The organism is Streptomyces sp. CB01201, from assembly GCF_002803085.1.
GTDB lineage: Bacteria > Actinomycetota > Actinomycetes > Streptomycetales > Streptomycetaceae > Streptomyces > Streptomyces hundungensis.
The window spans coordinates 440,622-457,104 of the sequence record NZ_NNBJ01000001.1 but is presented as its reverse complement, the minus strand read 5'-3'; the positions used below and the strand labels follow the sequence as shown (position 1 = coordinate 457,104).

Genomic DNA, 16,483 nt, shown 5'->3' with positions numbered 1-16,483 from the left:
GCGGGCGAGGCAACCGATCCGCCCGATCCCGCATCTGGGCCGGTGAACGGGAAGTTGGACACCTTTTGGCCACCTGGATCACCAGCAATTGTTAAATCTGGGTTCCGGGAGCGCAGAAAGTCGATCATCCCTCTTTACATGTTCATGCCAGACATAGCAGGGTTCCGGCCGGGACCACATGGTCCCCGCGGTGCACAACAGCACCGTGCGTACGGGTGGTTGTTGAGCCGACCGCCCCCGCACCTCTAAGGAACCCCCCACCGTGCGTACACCCCACATACGCAGCCTGGCGATAGCCCTGGCCGTCACCACGGCCGTCACCATCACCGCGGGAGGCGGGGCCACGGCCCTCGCCGCACCCGCCGCCCCGGGGGCCACCGCCCCCGTCGCGAGCGCCGGTTTCCAGCCGGTGATCGACGCGGCCCGCACCGCCGCCGTCACCCACGCCTCGGCCACCGGCGTCGGCAAGGGCGACACGCTTCAGGCCACCGACGTCATGGTCGACCCGGACGGCAAGCAGCACGTCCGCTTCGTCCGCTCGCACCAGGGGCTTCCGGTCCTCGGCGGCGACCTGGTCGTCCACCTCGACAAGAGATCCGCCTACACCGGCGTGACCCGTGCGCTGCGCCAGCAGGTGAAGGTCGCCACCACCAGCGCCAAGCTGACGGCCGGACAGGCCCGGGCGAAGGCCGCCGCCACCGCCAAGGGCACCGCGGGCGCCGCCCAGCTCGTGGTGGACGCCCGCGCCGGACACACGGCCCTCGCCTACCAGATCCACGTGACGGACAGCGCCACCGCCGAGTCCGGGGCGCGCACCGTGGTCGTCGACGCGGCCAGCGGCGCGATCCTCAGCAACACGCCCGTCGCCGACTCCTTCCTGTCGCCCCGCGTCCAGGACGAGCTCCGCAAGAGCGGCCAGAAGCTCAATCCCCTGCTCGCCACGGCCACGCCCGCCCCGCTCGCCTCCCCCAAGGCGACCGGCTTTCCCGCGCAGGCCAACGGCACCGGCCAGTCCCTCTTCGTCGGCAGCGTCCCGCTGATCACCACCCAGACGGCGAAGAGCGCGTTCACGCTCAAGGACCCGAGCCGCGGCCAGACCGAGACCCGCGACGCCGGCAACAAGGAGCTGCAGCAGTTCTCCGGCGGCAAGGCGTTCACCAGCACCACCGACCGCTGGGGCACCGGCAGGGCGGGCGACCGGGCCACCGCGGCCGTCGACGCGCAGTACGGGATCACCAGCACCCTGGACTTCTACAAGAAGACCTTCGGGCGCAACGGGATCAAGAACGACGGCGCGGGCGCGCACGCCCTGGTGCACTTCGGCAACAAGGTCGGCAACGCGTTCTGGTCCTCGGACTGCGGCTGCATGCTCTACGGCGACGGTGACGGGCAGACGTTCGCGCAGCCCCTCGTCGTCCTGGACGTCACCGGCCACGAGCTCACCCACGGTGTGGTGGACGCGACGGCGAACCTCCAGCCGACCCGGGTCGACGCGAACGACAACCAGTTCGGCGAGCCCGGCTCGCTCAACGAGTCGCTCGCCGACGTCTTCGGCAGCAACGTCGAGTTCGCCACCAACAACCCGAACAACCCGCCCAACTACCTGATGGGCGAGAAGCTCGGCCTCCAGCAGAAGTTCCTGCGCCGCCTCGACAAGCCGTCCCTCGACAAGCTCGAAGGCACGGTCGACTACTGGTCGAAGGCGTCGTACGACACCGAGGTCCACGCGGGTTCCGGCGTCTCCTCGCACGCCTACTACCTGCTGGCCGAGGGCAGCGGCAAGAAGACCATCAACTCCGTCGCCTACGACTCGCCGACCTACGACGGCTCCACCGTGACCGGCATCGGCCGGGACAAGGCGACGCAGATCTTCTACCGGGCGCTCACCCGGTACATGGTCTCCACGACCGACTTCCACGACGCCCGCACCGCCACGCTGAGCGCGGCCGCCGACCTCTACGGCGCGAGCAGCACCGAGTACAAGACGGTGGACAAGGCCTGGGCCGCCGTCAACGTGACCGCGGCGAACACCCCGGCCGCCCGTAGCTGACCCGAACCGCCGCTGCCGCCCCGCGATCCCCGGGGCGGCAGCGGTGCGTCCGGCGCGCTACGGCACCAGGGTGTCCAGCGGGATCATGACGACATCGCTGGTGGGGCGCGACAGATGCAGGACCGTGTGGAAGGAGCCCGCGCCCTCCTTGCCGGACGGGTCGAGCCCCGCAGCGGTCACCGTGTCGACGGCGTAGCGCCGTTCGGCGTCGTCGGTGAAGCGGCGCTGGGGGAAGGTCGTCCCACTCCGCTCGGTGGCGAGGCCGAACGCGGCAAGGCAGTCCGCGATCTCCTCGTACGCGGAGGTGCGCAGCACGAACGCGGCAACCCAGACCGGTCCACGGGCCGCGCACAGCAGCGGCCTGAAGGTGCGCCGCGACAGGAAGCAGGCGCCGCCCGTGACCGTGATCAGTCGGACGTCGCGCACCGCCTCGCACAGCTCCGGGCTCGGCGGCGCCACCTCCAGGTCCTCGGCGAAGCCTTCCGCCAGCAGCCCGACGGCCCGGCCGTAGGCGACGGCACGCGGCGCCCTGTCGAGACCGATGACCCTGACGTGGTCGCGACGGCGACGCGCCCCGAAGAACTCCCGGTCCCAGGCGGCCAGTTGGTCACCGGTCATGGCGGCGGCCTCGCGCGAGGTGTAGCGCCGGTACAGCTCGTCCAGGGTCACCTCGTGGTTCAGCAGGGCCGCGTTGATCCCGTACGAGCAGCACAGGTCGAGCACGGTGAGGGGCTCCGAAGTGCCGGGCGACAGTGCCGTCCGCAGTCGCCGGAAGATCCGTTGGGCATGGCCGGGCGTGCGGTATCCGAGGGGGCCCAGCGCCCGGAAGTAGGCCCTGGGGTCGGGCCGGTCGTAGATCGCGTCGAAGCGGGACATCCCCGGTGCCGCGGCGGTGTCCGCCACTCCCACCCCACCGGTCGCTCCCGATCCGGTCCGCCGGTCGTCCGTCATCGTGCACCCGTCCCTTCTCGCGCCGCCCCCGGTTCCCGCCCGAGCATGCGGACGGCGGCGGCCCTTGGGAACACGGCCCGTTGGAAACAGGCCATCGCCAACTCGGTCCCGCTTGAGGCGGGTTGAGGTGCCAGAGGCGGCCGATCACCTCTGGGTCAGTGGCGCCGAGCCAGGGACGGGGCCGGGCGGTGGCCGTCCGGCCGGAGACCGCGACGGCCGCGGGCGGGGCACGGATGCGGTCCGGGCGGGGCGGCCGGATGGAGTCCTCCTCTCGGTCGGACACCCGGGTGCGGCCGACGGCCCGGGACGATCCCGCAAGGGGCCCGCGCCGGGCAGGTCCTCCCCCGGCACGACCTCGCCCGGGTGCGCCTGCATCGAACGGACGAGCCGGTCCCGGCCACCGTGACCGGCCGGCGCGCCGGACGCCGACGCCCTCGGGGCGCGCCGAGCGGTCCGGTCCCGGTCGGGTGCGGTGGCACCTCCGGCAGGTGTTCCGCATGCGCCCGCGTGGTACCGGTGACAGTGTCGAAACGCCGGGGCCCACCCGGCGTCCGCGGCCGGGCGGCCGGGCGCGGCCCGAGAAGGAAGAGGAGCCACCAGTGCGCCATCGCATCGTTGCCGAGAGACTCCCCGACGGCGACACCCTCAAGGAATGGCACATGGTCCGCGGCGACGAGCAACACGCCATGTGCGGGGCCGACTTGGTGCCGGGCGCGGAGGAACAGCCCGACGACGCCTGGGGTACGGAGACCGCCCACCCGTTCTGTCACACCTGCGGCGCGCTGTACCTGCGCGAAACCCCGTAGCCGGACCGCCCGGCGGGCGGAAGACCACCCCCGCCCGCCACCGGTGTTAACTACCCGGTCCAGCATGCGAGTTGACGGTGTGCCAGGTCCGTGCCGCCTCGCCCTTCCCCTTCTCGGCTCCGTATCGTGGAGTACCGCTGCCGAGAAGGGACAACGCATGCCCGAGCCCACCCGCGCACCCGAGATCCGCACCACCGCCGGTTCCGTCCGCGGCCGTACGGTGGACGGCATGGCCGTCTTCCGCGGCATGCCGTTCGCCCGGCCGCCCGTCGGCGCCCTGCACCTGGCCCCGCCCGTACCCGCCCTGCCGTGGGACGGCGTCCGTGAGGCGGTCTCGTTCGGGCCCACTCCCCCGCAGTCCCTCGGGCTCGGGTTCGGCTCCGGGCCCGAGAACACCGGCGACTCGGACGAATGGCTGACGGTGAACGTCTGGTCCCCGGACCCGGCCGCGACGGCCCGGCTGCCGGTCATGGTGTGGATCTACGGCGGTGCCTACCTGGTCGGCTCGGCCGAGGGGCCCACCTACGACGGCGCGGCGCTGGCCCGCCGGGGCGCGGTCGTCGTCACGTTCAACCACCGGGTCGGCGCGGAGGGGTACGGCCACTTCGAGGGCGCGGTGCCCAACCGGGCGCTGCTCGACCAGGTCGCCGCCCTGGAGTGGGTGCGGGACAACATCGCGGCGTTCGGCGGCGACCCGGACCGGGTGACCGTCTTCGGCGAATCGGCGGGGGCCGGCGCCATCGCCGCGCTGCTCGCGATGCCGAGGGCCGCGGGCCTGTTCCGCCGGGCGGTGGCCCAGAGCGTGCCCGGCTCGGTCTTCGGCCCGGCGCTCGCCGCGGACGTCGGCGCGAGCGTGGCCGCGGAGCTCGGACTGCCCCCGACCCTGGCGGCGCTGGCCCCGGTCGCGCCCAAGGCGCTGCGCGACGCGGCGGACGCCGTACTCGGCGGTATCACCGGTCGGGGGGCGCGCTGGGGGCAGATCGCCCACGCCCATCTGCCGTTCTCGCCGGTGGTCGACGGCGAGGTGTTGCCCCGTTCCCCCTGGGAGGCGCTGCGGGCCGGCCAGGGCAGGGACGTGGAGCTGATCGCGGGTCACAACCGGGACGAGGCGAAGCTGTTCACGGTCATGTCGGGCCGCTCCGGCAGGGTCACCCAGGAGGAGGCCGACGCCGTACTGTCGCGGTTCGCGCCCGGGAGCGGGGGCGCGGCGGCCTATCGGGCGGCCCACCCGGACGCGGATCCGACCACGCTCCAGGACCTGGTGATGTCGGACTGGCTGTTCCGGATGCCGAGCCTGCGGCTGGCCGAGGCGCACACGGCGGGCGGCGGCACCTCGTACCTCTACGAACTGGCGTGGCCGGCGCCCGCTTTCGGCGGGGCGCTCGGGGCCTGCCACGGCCTGGACGTGCCGCTGGTGTTCGGCAACCTGATCGGCGGCATCGCCACCCTGGCGCTCGGGGAGGAACCGCCCGCCGACGCGTGGGCCGTCTCGGAGGCGATGGGCCGGGCGTGGCACGCGTTCGCGGAGCACGGCGATCCCGGCTGGGCGCCCTGCCGCACCGGCGAACGGCTGACCCGGGTGTTCGCCGCCGAGCCGCACACCGTGCCGTACCCGCAGGAGGTCTCGCGCCGGATCTGGGCCGAACACGACTTCACCGCACTGGAGTTGAACGCCGACGTCGATCCCGTGGCCTCCTCCTGAGAGCGGCCCGCAGGGGGGGGCGCGCCGCGTCCGCCGGGTGCGGCCGGGCGCGGGGCGTTGCGGGGAGTATGTCCGGTGCACGCCGGGTACACGCGTCCGGCAGGTGCGGTTTCGGCTCCCGGCGGCAGGAGACAGTTCATGAGCAATGCGGTGCAGGGCCCCGGGACGGGGCCGCGAACGATCACCACCTCCGTGCCGGCCAGACTGGACCGGCTGCCCTGGTCGCGGTGGCACTGGATGATCGTGATCGGCCTCGGCACCGTATGGATCCTGGACGGTCTTGAGGTCACCGTCGTCGGCAACATCGCGAGCCGGCTTTCGGAGCCCGGCAGCGGGCTCGCCATCAGCGACGCCCAGGTCACCGGCCTGGGCGCCGCGCTGTATGTGGCCGGCGCCTGCGCGGGCGCGCTGTTCTTCGGCTGGCTGACCGACCGCTTCGGGCGCAAGAAGCTGTTCCTGGTCACGCTCGCGGTCTATCTCGCCGCGACCGCGATGACCGCGCTGTCCTTCACCGCGTGGTGGTTCTTCCTGTTCCGCTTCCTGACCGGCTTCGGCATCGGGGGCGAGTACGCGGCCATCAACTCGGCCATCGACGAGCTGATCCCGAGCAAGTACCGCGGCCGGGTGGACCTCATCATCAACGGCAGCTACTGGCTGGGCGCGATGGGCGGGGCGCTGCTCTCGGTGCTCGCCCTCAACACCGATCTGCTGCCCAAGGACATCGGCTGGCGCCTCACCTTCGCGCTCGGCGTGGTGCTCGGCCTGGTGATCCTGCTGGTGCGGCGGCATGTGCCGGAGAGCCCGCGCTGGATGTTCATCCACGGCAAGGAGGAGGGCGCGGAGAAGCTGCTCGACGACGTGGAGCACACGGTGGAGGAGGAGACCGGCAGAAGGCTCCCCGAGCCGGGCAGCTCCATCACCATCGAGCAGCGCACGAGCGTGGGCTTCGTGGAGATCGCCCGGACGCTGTTCAAGTCCTACCCCAAGCGGGCGGTGCTCGGTTTCTCCCTGTTCATCGGGCAGGCGTTCCTCTACAACGCGATCACCTTCGGGTTCAGCTCGATCCTGGTGAAGTTCTTCGACGTCTCCAGCGGCACGACGGGTTACTTCTTCGCCGTCATCGCCTTCGGCAACTTCCTGGGTCCGCTGCTGCTCGGGAAGCTCTTCGACACCGTGGGCCGGCGGAAGATGATCGCCGGGACGTATGTGCTCTCGGGTGTGCTGCTGTTCGTCACCGCCTGGCTCTTCGCCCAGGGATGGCTCAACTCCACCACCATGACGGCCTGTTGGTGTGTGGTGCTGTTCTTCGCGTCGGCGGGCGCCAGTTCCGCCTATCTCACGGTGAGCGAGATCTTCCCGATGGAGACGCGGGCGATGGCGATCGCCCTCTTCTACGCCATAGGGACGGCGGCGGGCGGCATCTCCGGGCCGCTGGTCTTCTCGGCGCTGACCTCCAGCGGCGTGGTGGGCGATGCCGTGCTCGCCTTCAGCATCGGGGCGGCCCTGATGACGGCGGCCGGGGTGGTGGCCGCCTTCCTGGCGGTCGACGCCGAGGGCAAGTCCCTGGAGGACATCGCCGCCCCGCTGTCGGCACGCCTCGCCGCGACGGGTGAGGGCCCGACACCGCCGGGGGCGCCGGCGGCATAGGACGGCCTCCCCCTCCGAGGAGGGGCGAGGCACTTTCGGCGGGCGGTGGGCACGAGCCACCGCCCGCTTTCGCATGCCGCCGTACGGGCCCGGGCCCGTGAGCCCGGGCCCCGGAGCCCGCCGGCCGATCCAGCAGCCAACCCATCACCGGCCAGGGCAGCAGCATCACGTCATTGCGTCGACTAATAGCGAGAGTTATAGTCTCTAACTAACGGCACTGCACATAACACTGCCGGGCGCGGCAGCGTCCCGGCCAGGAGGGGATGCGTCATGGCACACACCGAAAGCAACCTGCACGTGGTCCTCGGCTCGGGGCCGGCCGGCACCGCCCTCGCCACCGAGCTCGCCCACCGCGGCCACCCGGTCCGGCTCGTCGACCGGGCCGGACAGGGCGCCGCCCCGGCGGGAGTCGACCGGATGCGGGGCGATGTCTCGACACCCGAGGGGGCCGCGGCCGCCGTCCACGGGGCAGGGGTCGTCTACCACTGTGTGAACGTCGCCTACCAGCTCCAGGTCGAGGTCATGCCCCGGATCCAGCGGGCGGTGCTCGGCGCCGCGGAGGCGGAGGGAGCCCGGCTGGTCGTGCTCGACACGCTCTACCCGTACGGCAGGACGGGCGGCGAGGTGATGACCGAGGAGACGCCCTGGCGCGCCACCACCCACAAGGGCCGGATGCGGGCCGAGCTCGACGAGATCTATCTCGCCGCGCACCGCGAGGAGCGCGCTTCGGTGGTGCTCGGCCGGTCCGCCGACTTCGTCGGTCCCGGCGTCCTCAACTCGACGCTCGGCGCGGCGGTCTTCCCCGGCGCGCTGACCGGCGGCGAGGTGCTGACCATGGGCGACATCGACCTGCCGCACAGCTACACCGACATCCGCGCGGTGGCCGCGGGCCTCGCCACGCTCGGCGAGAGCCCGCACGGCGACGGCCGCGTCTGGCACCTCCCGACGGCGCCGGCCCGGACCACCCGCGAGATCCTCGGCATGATCGAGGACCGGGTGGGCCGCCCGCTGAAGATCGTCACATTGAACGCGCCGCGCGCCTTCGGCCCGTTCGACGAGGTCTTCATGGGCGCGTACGCCGAGATGTTCTATCAGCACACCGAGCCGCAGATCATGGACTCGGGCGCCTTCGAGGCCGCGTTCCGCACGGCGCCGGTCGCCCTGGGCGACACCGTCGACGCCACGCTCGCGTGGTACCGCGGCCTGCTGGCCAAGCAGGCCTGACGTCCGGCGCGCGCGGCTACTCGATGACGATCTCGAAGGGGATGTTTCCGCGGGTGGCCTTGGAGTACGGGCAGGCGGCGTGGGTCAGCTCGACGAGCTTCGCGCCGGCCTCGCCCTCCAGGTGCTCGGGGAGCTCGACGCGCATGACCACGCCGATGCCGAAGCCGCCGTCGGCCGGGTCCTTGCCGATGCCGACCTCGGCGGTCACCGAGACGTCCTTGACGTCGAGCTTCAGCTGACGGGCGACCGAGCCCATGGCGCTGGCGAAGCAGGCCGCGTACCCGGCGGCGAAGAGCTGCTCGGGGTTGGTGCCCCGGCCGTCGCCCCCGAGGGCCGGCGGGAAGGCGAGCGGCAGGTCGAGCTGTCCGTCGGAGCTGACGGTGCGGCCCTCGCGGCCGTTGGCGGTCGCCACCGCGGTGTAGAGCGCGTCCATGGGATCGGTTCCTCTCATGTGACTCCGTACGGATCCGGTGCGGGTCCGTACGGGGAAGCGTCGGCTGCCCGGAACCAACTGAAGCACACAATTAAGTTGTGCACAACTAAATGGCGTGGTGTTAGCCTGGTCGCATGGTGACCACGCCCCCCGCCCGCCCGCACGACGAGGACTACCTGCGGCTCGACCTCCAGCTCTGCTTCTCGCTGCACGCGGCTTCGCGCGCCTTCAACGGCGTCTACCGCACGCTCCTGAAGGACCTGGGTCTGACGTATCCGCAGTACCTCGTGATGCTGACGCTCTGGGAGCACGGCGAGCTGCCGGTCAAGAGCATCGGCGAGAAGCTGCGGCTGGATTCGGGCACGCTGTCGCCGCTGCTCAAGCGCCTGGAGTCGGCGGGCTTCGTCGAGCGGCACCGCAGCCGGGCGGACGAGCGGTCCGTCACCATCCGCCTCACCGACCAGGGCACGGCCCTGCGGGAGCGCGCCCGGGTGGTGCCGCAGCACATCGCGCGCGCGGTCAACCTGCCCCCCGAGGACTTCCACACCTTGCGCGCCCTGCTGGCCACCCTGACCGAGGGCCTCGACGCCGCGGCGGCGGCCCACCCATAGCCAGGCCGCAACTCATGTGCGCACCCCATACGGCACGGCATAGCCTGCGCCGATGAGTGGCTTCGCGACACACCGACAGCGCGTGCACGACGTACGGCTGACGCCGCGTGCCCGGCACGCGAACCTGCGCACCTGTGTGGTGATGTTCGCTCCCTACGGGTTTCGGGCGACCTATCACCACCTCTGCGTCAGCGCCGGTGTGCCCGGGGACCTCGCAGCGGATCCGCTGTCCCTGGTGCGAGCCGTGGAAGAGCTCGGCGCCGCGCGGCAGTTGTGGCTCGCCGCCGAGCCCTCCTCAACGTGCCCGGCGTGCGACGGACGGGCCGGCACGACCCGGTGGTTCACCGGTCACGAGGAGCACGACCTCTGTGCCCGGTGCGGGATCACGCTCGGTGCCCGCCCGGCCGGCCCGGACGCCCGGGTCGCGCGGGAGCGCCACGAACGATGGCTGGCCGTCTGGTGGCGTACGGGATGACCCCGAAGGCCACGGGCCAGGGGCCGCGTGCCGATCCGGTGGCCGTGCGGTAAGACTTGGTGCGGGCGCGCGGGGTCACACCAACCAGCACAGGAGAAGCACATGGCACGTCCGGTCACCCTCGTCACCGGCGGCAGCCGGGGCATCGGCGCGGCGACCTGCGCCCGGCTCGCCGCCGACGGGCACGATCTCGTCCTCGGGTACGTCAGCGACGAGGAGGCCGCCCGGGCGGCGGCCGAGGCGGTGCGCGCCGCCGGGGCCCGCTGCGTCTCCGTGCGGGCCGACACCTCTCAAGAGGCGGACGTGGAGCGGCTGTTCGACACGGCCGCGGCGGAGCTGGGGCCGGTGACCGGCCTGGTCAACAACGCCGGTGTCACCGGCCCGCTCACCCGGCTCGCCGACGCCCGCACCGAGGACCTGCGCCGGGTCCTTGAGGTGAATCTGCTCGGTTATCTGCTCTGCTGCCGTCGCGCGGCCCGCGACATGGCGGCCTCGGGTGGCGGCGCCATCGTCAACATCTCCTCCGCGGCGGCCACCCTCGGCAGCCCCGGCGACTACGTCCACTACGCGGCGTCCAAGGCGGCCACCGACACACTGACCATCGGCCTGTCCAAGGAGCTCGGCCGGGATCGCATCCGGGTCAACGCGGTCTCGCCCGGTCTGATCGACACCGACATGCACGCCACGATGGGCGATCCCGGGCGCCCGGCCAGGATGGCCGACAGCATCCCGCTCGGCCGCCCGGGCAAGGCGTCCGAGATCGCGGCAGCCGTCTCCTGGCTCCTGTCGTCCGACGCCTCGTACACCACCGGCGCGATCCTGCGGGTCTCCGGCGGTAGGTGAACTGTGCTGATCCGGGAGCGAGTTGAGGAGCGGTCGGATGACTGACGCGGCGCGGCCGTTCGAGGCGGCCACGGGGGACGGGCCCCTGGTGCGGGGCACCGAGCGGGCGGCCGCCGTACGCATCGCCTTCGACGGACTGCTGAACATCCGCCGGGTCATGGGGACATCGGGCCCCGCCGAGTGGGAACGGCGCAATCCGCTGCGGGCCGTCGCCCTCGCCCTGGAGGCCTCGGGCATCGAGCCCTCCGCAGTGGACGGCGGCGGCACGCGGTGCGCCACGGGCTATCGGGCCAGTGCCGCGGACGGCGACCGCGTGGTCCGCGTCGAATGGCTGGGCCCGCCCGGAAGCGGCGCCGAGTACACGGCGAACGAGGCGCTGCGGCGGTGTGCCGAGGCGCTGCGAACGCTGGGGTGGGTGGCGCTGGAGTACCGCGGGCCGCGCCGGCACCACTACCTGGAGGTCGAACCGGCGGGGTGATCCACTTCCGGTTCGCACCTCATCCCGACTGCCGCTAGAGTGCGATGCTTGTTCGATGGTCCAGGGGTGTGGGGGGAAGTGGCGTGAACGCGCAACTACGGGAGACAGCAGGCGAGTTGGCCGAGCTGTTGTGGCGGGAGCACACGCTGTACCGCGAACGTTCGGGCACCGTGGTGATCCGGGGCTCCCATGTCGAGCGCTGGATCAGCCTCTCCCCCACCGGCGGCGAGGACCAGGTCCTGATCCGGGCCGGCCGCATCCTGGACGGCGGCACCACCGCCCCGGCCCGCTCGGAGGCGGTGGCCAGTCTCACCGTCGGCCGGGCCGAACTCGCGGCGATCTGCCGGAGGTTGCTCGCGGAGACCGCCGCGGGGCCCGCCCCCCGCGGCGCCGCGCGCCCGTCGAAGCCGGGCGGACCACGCAGGACGAGAGCGGGACGGACGCCGAAGCCGGCGCGCAGGAGCCGGCACACCGGCCTCACCTCCTGGCTCGTCATCCTCGCCCTGCTCGGCATCCTCGCCCTGTACGTCCGCGATCTCGTCGCGGGGGCGTAGCGGCCGGCCGGCCGGTGGCCGGGGCCGTTCAGACCGCTTCCGCCTCGATGATCGACGACAGCGACGGGGTGGGCAGGACCCGGTTCAGGCGGAAGCCGGACCGGGTGAGCAGGCTCTCGAACTCCGCGGCCGTACGCTCCCTGCCCTTCAGCACCATGAGCATGATCATGTCCAGCTCGACGGCGGGGTGCGGGTCGCCGTTGTCGGGCAGGACCGCGTCCACCACCAGGAGCCGCTTGCCCGGGGCGGCGGCCCGGCGGACGGCTCCCAGGATGCGCAGGCAGTCCTCGTCGTCCCAGTCGTGCAGGATGTTCTTGAGCAGATAGAGATCGCCGCCGGCCGGTACCCCGGTGAAGAAGTCGCCGGCCGCCACCCTCCAGCGCCCGGTCAGCTCCTCGGCGTCGAGCAGATGGTCCGAGACGGTGTCCGGGCGGTCGAACAGCACGCCGTTCAGGCCCGGTTCACGGCTGAGCACCGCGCGCAGGAAGCCACCCCGGCCGCCGCCGACATCGACGACGGTCCCGCCGTCGGGAAACGCGTAGCTGCCCGCGACCAGCTCGACGACCCGGCCGGACAGCGAGGCCATCCCCGCGTCGAACAGGTCCCGTGCTGCGGGCGTGGCCGCCAGATGCTCGAAGAACGGGCGCCCATAGGCGGCTTCGAACGATGTCTCCCCCGTGCGCAGGGTGTCCGTGATGCCGTAGGAGGCCCGGCGGAGCATCTCGTCGGTGATGAACAGGGCCGCCGCGTGCTGCGATCCGGGAACGTCCGTACGCAGCGGCCGTCCCGCCTCGGTCAGGCCGAAGGCGCCGCTCCCGTCCTGGCTGAACAGGCCGTGCATCGCGAGCAGCCGCAGAACGCGCCGCAGGGAGTCCGCGTGCAGGCCGCAGTCCTTGGCGAGATCCTCGACGGCACGGGGGCCGTCGGCGAGGCGGTCGGCGATGCGGTGCACCGCCACGGCCCGTACGGCGGCCGAGTAGATGTGTCCGTACAACAGCCCGTTGAGCGGTGAGGGGCCGGCGGGGACGGTGGGGGCGGTGGGGTGCTGCGGGTGGTCCGAGCTGGTCGCCAACGGTCGCTCCTGTCGTCACGCGAGGTGGCCTCTGCCGCGGCAGAGGTCTGCCGTCCCATGGTCGCAGCGCGTCCCGCGCGCCGGTGCGGATTTCGGCCGGGCCGGTGGACCGTCAAGTCGCCTTCCGGTCAGGGCCGCCGCACGGGCCGCCGCGGCTTCCGGTTCGGCCGCCCTCGGCGCCCACCTGCTAGAAAGGGCCTTCCAGCTTCTCCGCGGACCCGAGGACGGCGCCATGCCCACCGAAGTACTGAACCGGCTCGGCGCCGGCAAGTACCTGCTCGTCACGACGTACAAGAAGAACGGCACGGGCGTCGCCACCCCGGTGTGGGTGGTCCGGGACGGCGATGCCCTGATGATCTGGACGGTCGCCGACTCCTGGAAGGTCAAGCGCATCCGCAACCGGTCCGATGTGCTGGTCGGCCCCTGCGACGTGCGCGGCAACCCGACGGGCGAGCCGCATCCCGCGACCGCGGAGATCTGCGACCCGGCGACCGCCGAGGCCTGCCGGGCGCTGCTGCGCCGCAAGTACGGCGTGATCGGACGGCTCACCCTGCTCGGCAGCCGGCTGCGGCGCGGCGCGACGGGCACGGTGGCCGTCCGGATCACCCTCGACGACTGAGCGGGACCATCAGGGGCCCGAGACCAGGTCGGCCACATTGTTCGCGGAGTTGGAGGGCCCTCCGCTGGTGTTGATGACGTGGTTGATGGTGCCGGTGCCGCCGAGGGAGACCGTCACCAGGTCGTGGAAGCGGACTCCCGGTGCGGGGGGTGCCTCGAAGGCGCGCTCGGCCACCACCGAGGGGTTGGAGCTGAAGTAGCAGTAGCTGCCGAGCCCCCATGCCTCGTGGCTGGTCACCCCGCTCGCCACCTTGTACGCGTCGTAGCCGCGGGTCGGGCCGTTCATCCAGGAGCCCTGGTCCGGCGGGTCGTAGGGCATCTCGTTCTGGAAGAAGTAGGTGCGTCCGCCATTGCCGTTCCAGATGACCTGGTGCTGCTGGTAGTGCTCGACGAACAGGCCGTACATCGTGACGTCGGTGCCGTTCACGACGAGGCCGTTGGCGGCGGTGTTGCTGGTCCAGCCGACGCCGCTGCCGTGGTCCGCGCGCCACAGCCACATGTGGTCGCCGATGACGTCGGAACTGTTGACGACGAGGCTCTGGGTGGCTCGGCCGACTCCGGCGCCGCCGATGCGGAAGAACACGTCGTGCAGGGAGGTCGGGTCGGCGCCGTGCCGGGCGCTCGCCCCGCTCCGCCCGATCCTCATCAGGGTCCCGGAGTTGGTGGTGCCGGCGTCGATGAGCAGACCGGCCAGGTTCACCCCGTCGACGTCGGCCACGCTCATCGCGGTGATGCCGTTGTCGGGGACCAGGGTGGCGAGCCCGAGGCCGAGCACTACGGTGTCGGCCCGGTTCACGTTCAGGGTCTGGTCGAGATGGTAGACACCGGGCGTGAACAGCAGGTTCTTGCCCTGGGCGAGTGCCTGGTTGATGGCGCCGGCGGTGGCGCCCGGCTTCACGATGAAGAAGGTGTCGATCCCGAGCGAGCTGCCGGGCTGGGTGGCACCCGACCAGGTCGTGCCCTGGGTGTTGGTCCGCAGGGCGGGCACGAACACCTTGTACGCGCCGGCCCCGTCCACGTACAGGAACGGCTTCTCACGGGTCACGGGTGACTGCGCGACCGTGGTGTAGGGCGGGTTGGGGAAGGTGTTGGCGGGGGCGTTGACGTCGCCGACGAACACCATGTTCCAGTTGGAGCCGTTCCAGCTGCCCCACTGGGTGTTGCGCGAGAGCCACTGCTGCTGGGAGCCGGAGCGCACCTGGCCGTCGATCTTCGAATCGGCGATGAAACCGCCGCTCGACCAGCCGCCGTCGTCCAGCTGGAGGTCGCCGCGCACATGCATCCGGCGGTAGGGGGCTGCCTGGGACACGGCCCAACGGTCGCTGCCGCCCGTGGGGTTGACCGACAGGTTCTCCGCCGAGCGCCAGAAGTTCTGGGTGGCGTTGCCCTGGAACCAGTCGGCCTCGGCGTGCACGGCGCCGTTGATGGTGACGTCGTCCGGGGAGAGACCGAGACCGGCGACCTGGGTGTAGAAGCCCACGTTGGCGTCTGCGCTGTAGGTGCCGGGCTTGAAGAGCAGGGCGTAGCGTTGTGCGCCGAACTGGTTCTTCTCCTGCTGGGCGAAGACCTGGTTGAGCCGGCCCTGGATGGCGGAGGCGGACATCGACGGGTCGAAGACGGTGACGTTCGGCCCGAAGTCCGGTGTGCCGGAGGGGGGTTGTGGCCCGCTCGCGGAGTCCAGCGCGAAGGACTGGGCCGCGCTCCCGTTGCACGCGTACTGCTGCATCCGGGCGCCGTCCGCCGTCGAGGCGCTCGGCACGTCGAGGCACTTGCCGCTGTTGCGGTTCACGAAGTGGTAGCTGCCGCCCGCCTCCTGGACGGGCAGCCACTGCTGGTTGGCCCCGCCGCCGTACGTCCACAGCTGGACGGGCGCGGCGTCGGCGGTCGAGACGTCGGTGACGTCCCAGGCCTTGCCGGCGTCATTGCGGTTGTTGACGCGAACGTATCCGTCGCTCGTCGTCTGGAACTGCCACTGCTGTGCGGCGCTCGCGTTGCAGGCGTACTGCTGGACGGCCGTGCCGTCGGCGGTACCGGCCGCCGCCGCGTCCACGCACTTGCCGCTGTTCCTGGCGGCCACGGTGACCCAGCCCGACGGCAGGTCGGCGGCGTGCGCCGAGGGGGCGAGCGCGGTCGCCGACACCAGAGAGGCGAGCAGGGCGCCCAGGGCGAGCAGCGGGACGGTGGGGGTGGCGCGGCGCGGGGCCGGGGGTCCGGAAGATCCGGTGGATCCTGGAGTTCTCATACGTCTCTCCTGTACCGCGGGGTGCACGGATAAGTGGGGGGTGTACGGGAGGAGTTACGAGCCGTGGAACGTCATCACGAGTGACGGGTGGGGTTCATGGCTTTCTTCAAGGTGTGAAGTTAGGAGGACCCGGCGAACCCGTCAAGAGTTCAGGAACGGAAGAAGTTCCGATGGGCGGGGCGGGTGGCTGGTAGCTTGACGCGTCCGGAAAAGCGCGTCGCAAGGGGACGATCAGCAGTGCACAGGTTCTTGCGTACCACCGGCCTCGCCTCCGTGGGGCTCGCCGCCGCCCTCGTGGCCTCGGGGTGCAGCAGCGGAGGCTCCGACAAGGCTTCGGACAAGCCGTCGGGACAGCCGTCGGGGCAGGCAACGGGGCAGGCGACGCCGGGCAGCAGCGCGCCCGGGCAGGCACCGGCGGGGTCGGGAGGATCCTCAACTCCCGCCCGGGGCAAGCAAACAGGCGACCCCGCGGGCGCGGCGCCCGGAGCCAAGGGGCTCGACGGGAACTGGGTCGCCGTGACCCGGGGCAAGCCCGTCGCACTCGTCATCAAGGGCAAGGTGGCCTCGGTGCTCGGCGAGCACCTGTGCAACGGAACGGCGAGCAGCACCGCCGGGGCGACGGCGCTGCGCCTGAAGTGCGCGGACGGGAACACCACCCGGGTCAAGGGCACGGCGAGGATGAACGGCGCCAAGCTGGAGGTCAGTTGGGACGGCTTCGGCACGGACGAGTTCAGCCGGAACAAGACGAACGGCTGAGGCCGAGGCACCCCGCCCTGG

Annotated in this window: 16 protein-coding genes; 12 read left to right on the top strand and 4 right to left on the bottom strand. The window is 71.9% G+C overall.

The features are described from left to right. Positions 1-262 precede the first annotated feature (262 nt). Entirely contained in the window at positions 263-2,050 is a 1,788-nt protein-coding gene (locus tag CG740_RS02090; protein ID WP_100573120.1) for a M4 family metallopeptidase, read from the top strand. 57 nt (positions 2,051-2,107) lie between these two features. On the opposite strand, the gene CG740_RS02085 is transcribed toward CG740_RS02090, so the two are convergent. Further along, on the bottom strand, positions 2,108-3,001 hold the full coding sequence (locus CG740_RS02085) for a hypothetical protein (RefSeq protein WP_324901031.1): 894 nt from the start codon (positions 2,999-3,001) through the stop codon (positions 2,108-2,110). A 599-nt stretch (positions 3,002-3,600) separates the two neighbouring features. Here CG740_RS02085 and CG740_RS02080 point away from each other — a divergent pair. The 4 genes from CG740_RS02080 (at position 3,601) to CG740_RS02065 (ending at position 8,380) form a co-directional block, all read left to right on the top strand. Next, on the top strand, positions 3,601-3,807 hold the full coding sequence (locus tag CG740_RS02080) for a hypothetical protein (RefSeq protein ID WP_100573119.1): 207 nt from the start codon (positions 3,601-3,603) through the stop codon (positions 3,805-3,807). A 157-nt stretch (positions 3,808-3,964) separates the two neighbouring features. Further along, positions 3,965-5,509 carry a carboxylesterase/lipase family protein gene (locus CG740_RS02075; RefSeq protein WP_100573118.1) on the top strand — a complete coding sequence of 515 codons (1,545 nt, stop codon included), beginning with the start codon at positions 3,965-3,967 and terminating at the stop codon, positions 5,507-5,509. A gap of 138 nt (positions 5,510-5,647) precedes the next feature. Continuing rightward, positions 5,648-7,156 carry an MFS transporter gene (locus CG740_RS02070; RefSeq protein ID WP_100573117.1) on the top strand — a complete coding sequence of 503 codons (1,509 nt, stop codon included), beginning with the start codon at positions 5,648-5,650 and terminating at the stop codon, positions 7,154-7,156. Positions 7,157-7,426: 270 nt separating this feature from the next. Further along, positions 7,427-8,380 carry an NAD-dependent epimerase/dehydratase family protein gene (locus CG740_RS02065; RefSeq protein ID WP_100573116.1) on the top strand — a complete coding sequence of 318 codons (954 nt, stop codon included), beginning with the start codon at positions 7,427-7,429 and terminating at the stop codon, positions 8,378-8,380. Positions 8,381-8,396: 16 nt separating this feature from the next. Here the strand turns inward: CG740_RS02065 and CG740_RS02060 are convergent, their stop codons facing one another. Then, positions 8,397-8,813 carry an organic hydroperoxide resistance protein gene (locus tag CG740_RS02060; RefSeq protein WP_100573115.1) on the bottom strand — a complete coding sequence of 139 codons (417 nt, stop codon included), beginning with the start codon at positions 8,811-8,813 and terminating at the stop codon, positions 8,397-8,399. Between the two features lie 134 nt (positions 8,814-8,947). On the opposite strand from CG740_RS02060, the gene CG740_RS02055 reads away from it, so the two are divergent. The 5 genes from CG740_RS02055 to CG740_RS02035 all read left to right on the top strand — a co-directional run bounded on the left by CG740_RS02055 (position 8,948) and on the right by CG740_RS02035 (position 11,774). Beyond that, a complete protein-coding gene (locus CG740_RS02055; RefSeq protein ID WP_100573114.1) occupies positions 8,948-9,424 on the top strand; it encodes a MarR family winged helix-turn-helix transcriptional regulator in 477 nt (158 codons plus the stop codon). 52 nt (positions 9,425-9,476) lie between these two features. Then, a complete protein-coding gene (locus CG740_RS02050; RefSeq protein WP_159030189.1) occupies positions 9,477-9,899 on the top strand; it encodes a hypothetical protein in 423 nt (140 codons plus the stop codon). Positions 9,900-10,001: 102 nt separating this feature from the next. Next, positions 10,002-10,742: an SDR family oxidoreductase gene (locus CG740_RS02045; RefSeq protein WP_100573112.1), complete on the top strand. Its 741-nt coding sequence runs from the start codon at positions 10,002-10,004 to the stop codon at positions 10,740-10,742. 37 nt (positions 10,743-10,779) lie between these two features. Next, positions 10,780-11,220, top strand: coding sequence for a hypothetical protein (locus tag CG740_RS02040; protein ID WP_100573111.1), 441 nt, complete (start codon positions 10,780-10,782; stop codon positions 11,218-11,220). Positions 11,221-11,303: 83 nt separating this feature from the next. Continuing rightward, positions 11,304-11,774 (top strand): hypothetical protein, encoded by a 471-nt coding sequence (locus CG740_RS02035; protein ID WP_100573110.1) that lies wholly within the window; start codon positions 11,304-11,306, stop codon positions 11,772-11,774. 28 nt (positions 11,775-11,802) lie between these two features. Here the strand turns inward: CG740_RS02035 and CG740_RS02030 are convergent, their stop codons facing one another. After that, positions 11,803-12,846, bottom strand: a complete 1,044-nt coding sequence (locus CG740_RS02030) for a methyltransferase (protein ID WP_100573109.1) — start codon at positions 12,844-12,846, stop codon at positions 11,803-11,805. Between the two features lie 232 nt (positions 12,847-13,078). Here CG740_RS02030 and CG740_RS02025 point away from each other — a divergent pair, with 232 nt between their 5' ends. Beyond that, positions 13,079-13,465 (top strand): PPOX class F420-dependent oxidoreductase, encoded by a 387-nt coding sequence (locus tag CG740_RS02025; RefSeq protein ID WP_100573108.1) that lies wholly within the window; start codon positions 13,079-13,081, stop codon positions 13,463-13,465. 9 nt (positions 13,466-13,474) lie between these two features. Here CG740_RS02025 and CG740_RS02020 read toward each other — a convergent pair whose 3' ends face one another. Beyond that, positions 13,475-15,706 carry an RICIN domain-containing protein gene (locus tag CG740_RS02020; RefSeq protein ID WP_100573107.1) on the bottom strand — a complete coding sequence of 744 codons (2,232 nt, stop codon included), beginning with the start codon at positions 15,704-15,706 and terminating at the stop codon, positions 13,475-13,477. A 237-nt stretch (positions 15,707-15,943) separates the two neighbouring features. Here CG740_RS02020 and CG740_RS39510 point away from each other — a divergent pair, with 237 nt between their 5' ends. Continuing rightward, positions 15,944-16,462 (top strand): hypothetical protein, encoded by a 519-nt coding sequence (locus tag CG740_RS39510; RefSeq protein WP_159030188.1) that lies wholly within the window; start codon positions 15,944-15,946, stop codon positions 16,460-16,462. Positions 16,463-16,483 lie beyond the last annotated feature (21 nt).

Coding starts and splice junctions, on each gene's coding strand:
- CG740_RS02085 (WP_324901031.1), bottom strand. CDS start 3,001: ATGACGGACGACCGGCGGACCGGATCGGGAGCGACCGGTGGGGTGGGA.
- CG740_RS02075 (WP_100573118.1), top strand. CDS start 3,965: ATGCCCGAGCCCACCCGCGCACCCGAGATCCGCACCACCGCCGGTTCC.
- CG740_RS02070 (WP_100573117.1), top strand. CDS start 5,648: ATGAGCAATGCGGTGCAGGGCCCCGGGACGGGGCCGCGAACGATCACC.
- CG740_RS02065 (WP_100573116.1), top strand. CDS start 7,427: ATGGCACACACCGAAAGCAACCTGCACGTGGTCCTCGGCTCGGGGCCG.
- CG740_RS02060 (WP_100573115.1), bottom strand. CDS start 8,813: ATGGACGCGCTCTACACCGCGGTGGCGACCGCCAACGGCCGCGAGGGC.
- CG740_RS02055 (WP_100573114.1), top strand. CDS start 8,948: ATGGTGACCACGCCCCCCGCCCGCCCGCACGACGAGGACTACCTGCGG.
- CG740_RS02050 (WP_159030189.1), top strand. CDS start 9,477: ATGAGTGGCTTCGCGACACACCGACAGCGCGTGCACGACGTACGGCTG.
- CG740_RS02045 (WP_100573112.1), top strand. CDS start 10,002: ATGGCACGTCCGGTCACCCTCGTCACCGGCGGCAGCCGGGGCATCGGC.
- CG740_RS02040 (WP_100573111.1), top strand. CDS start 10,780: ATGACTGACGCGGCGCGGCCGTTCGAGGCGGCCACGGGGGACGGGCCC.
- CG740_RS02025 (WP_100573108.1), top strand. CDS start 13,079: ATGCCCACCGAAGTACTGAACCGGCTCGGCGCCGGCAAGTACCTGCTC.
- CG740_RS02020 (WP_100573107.1), bottom strand. CDS start 15,706: ATGAGAACTCCAGGATCCACCGGATCTTCCGGACCCCCGGCCCCGCGC.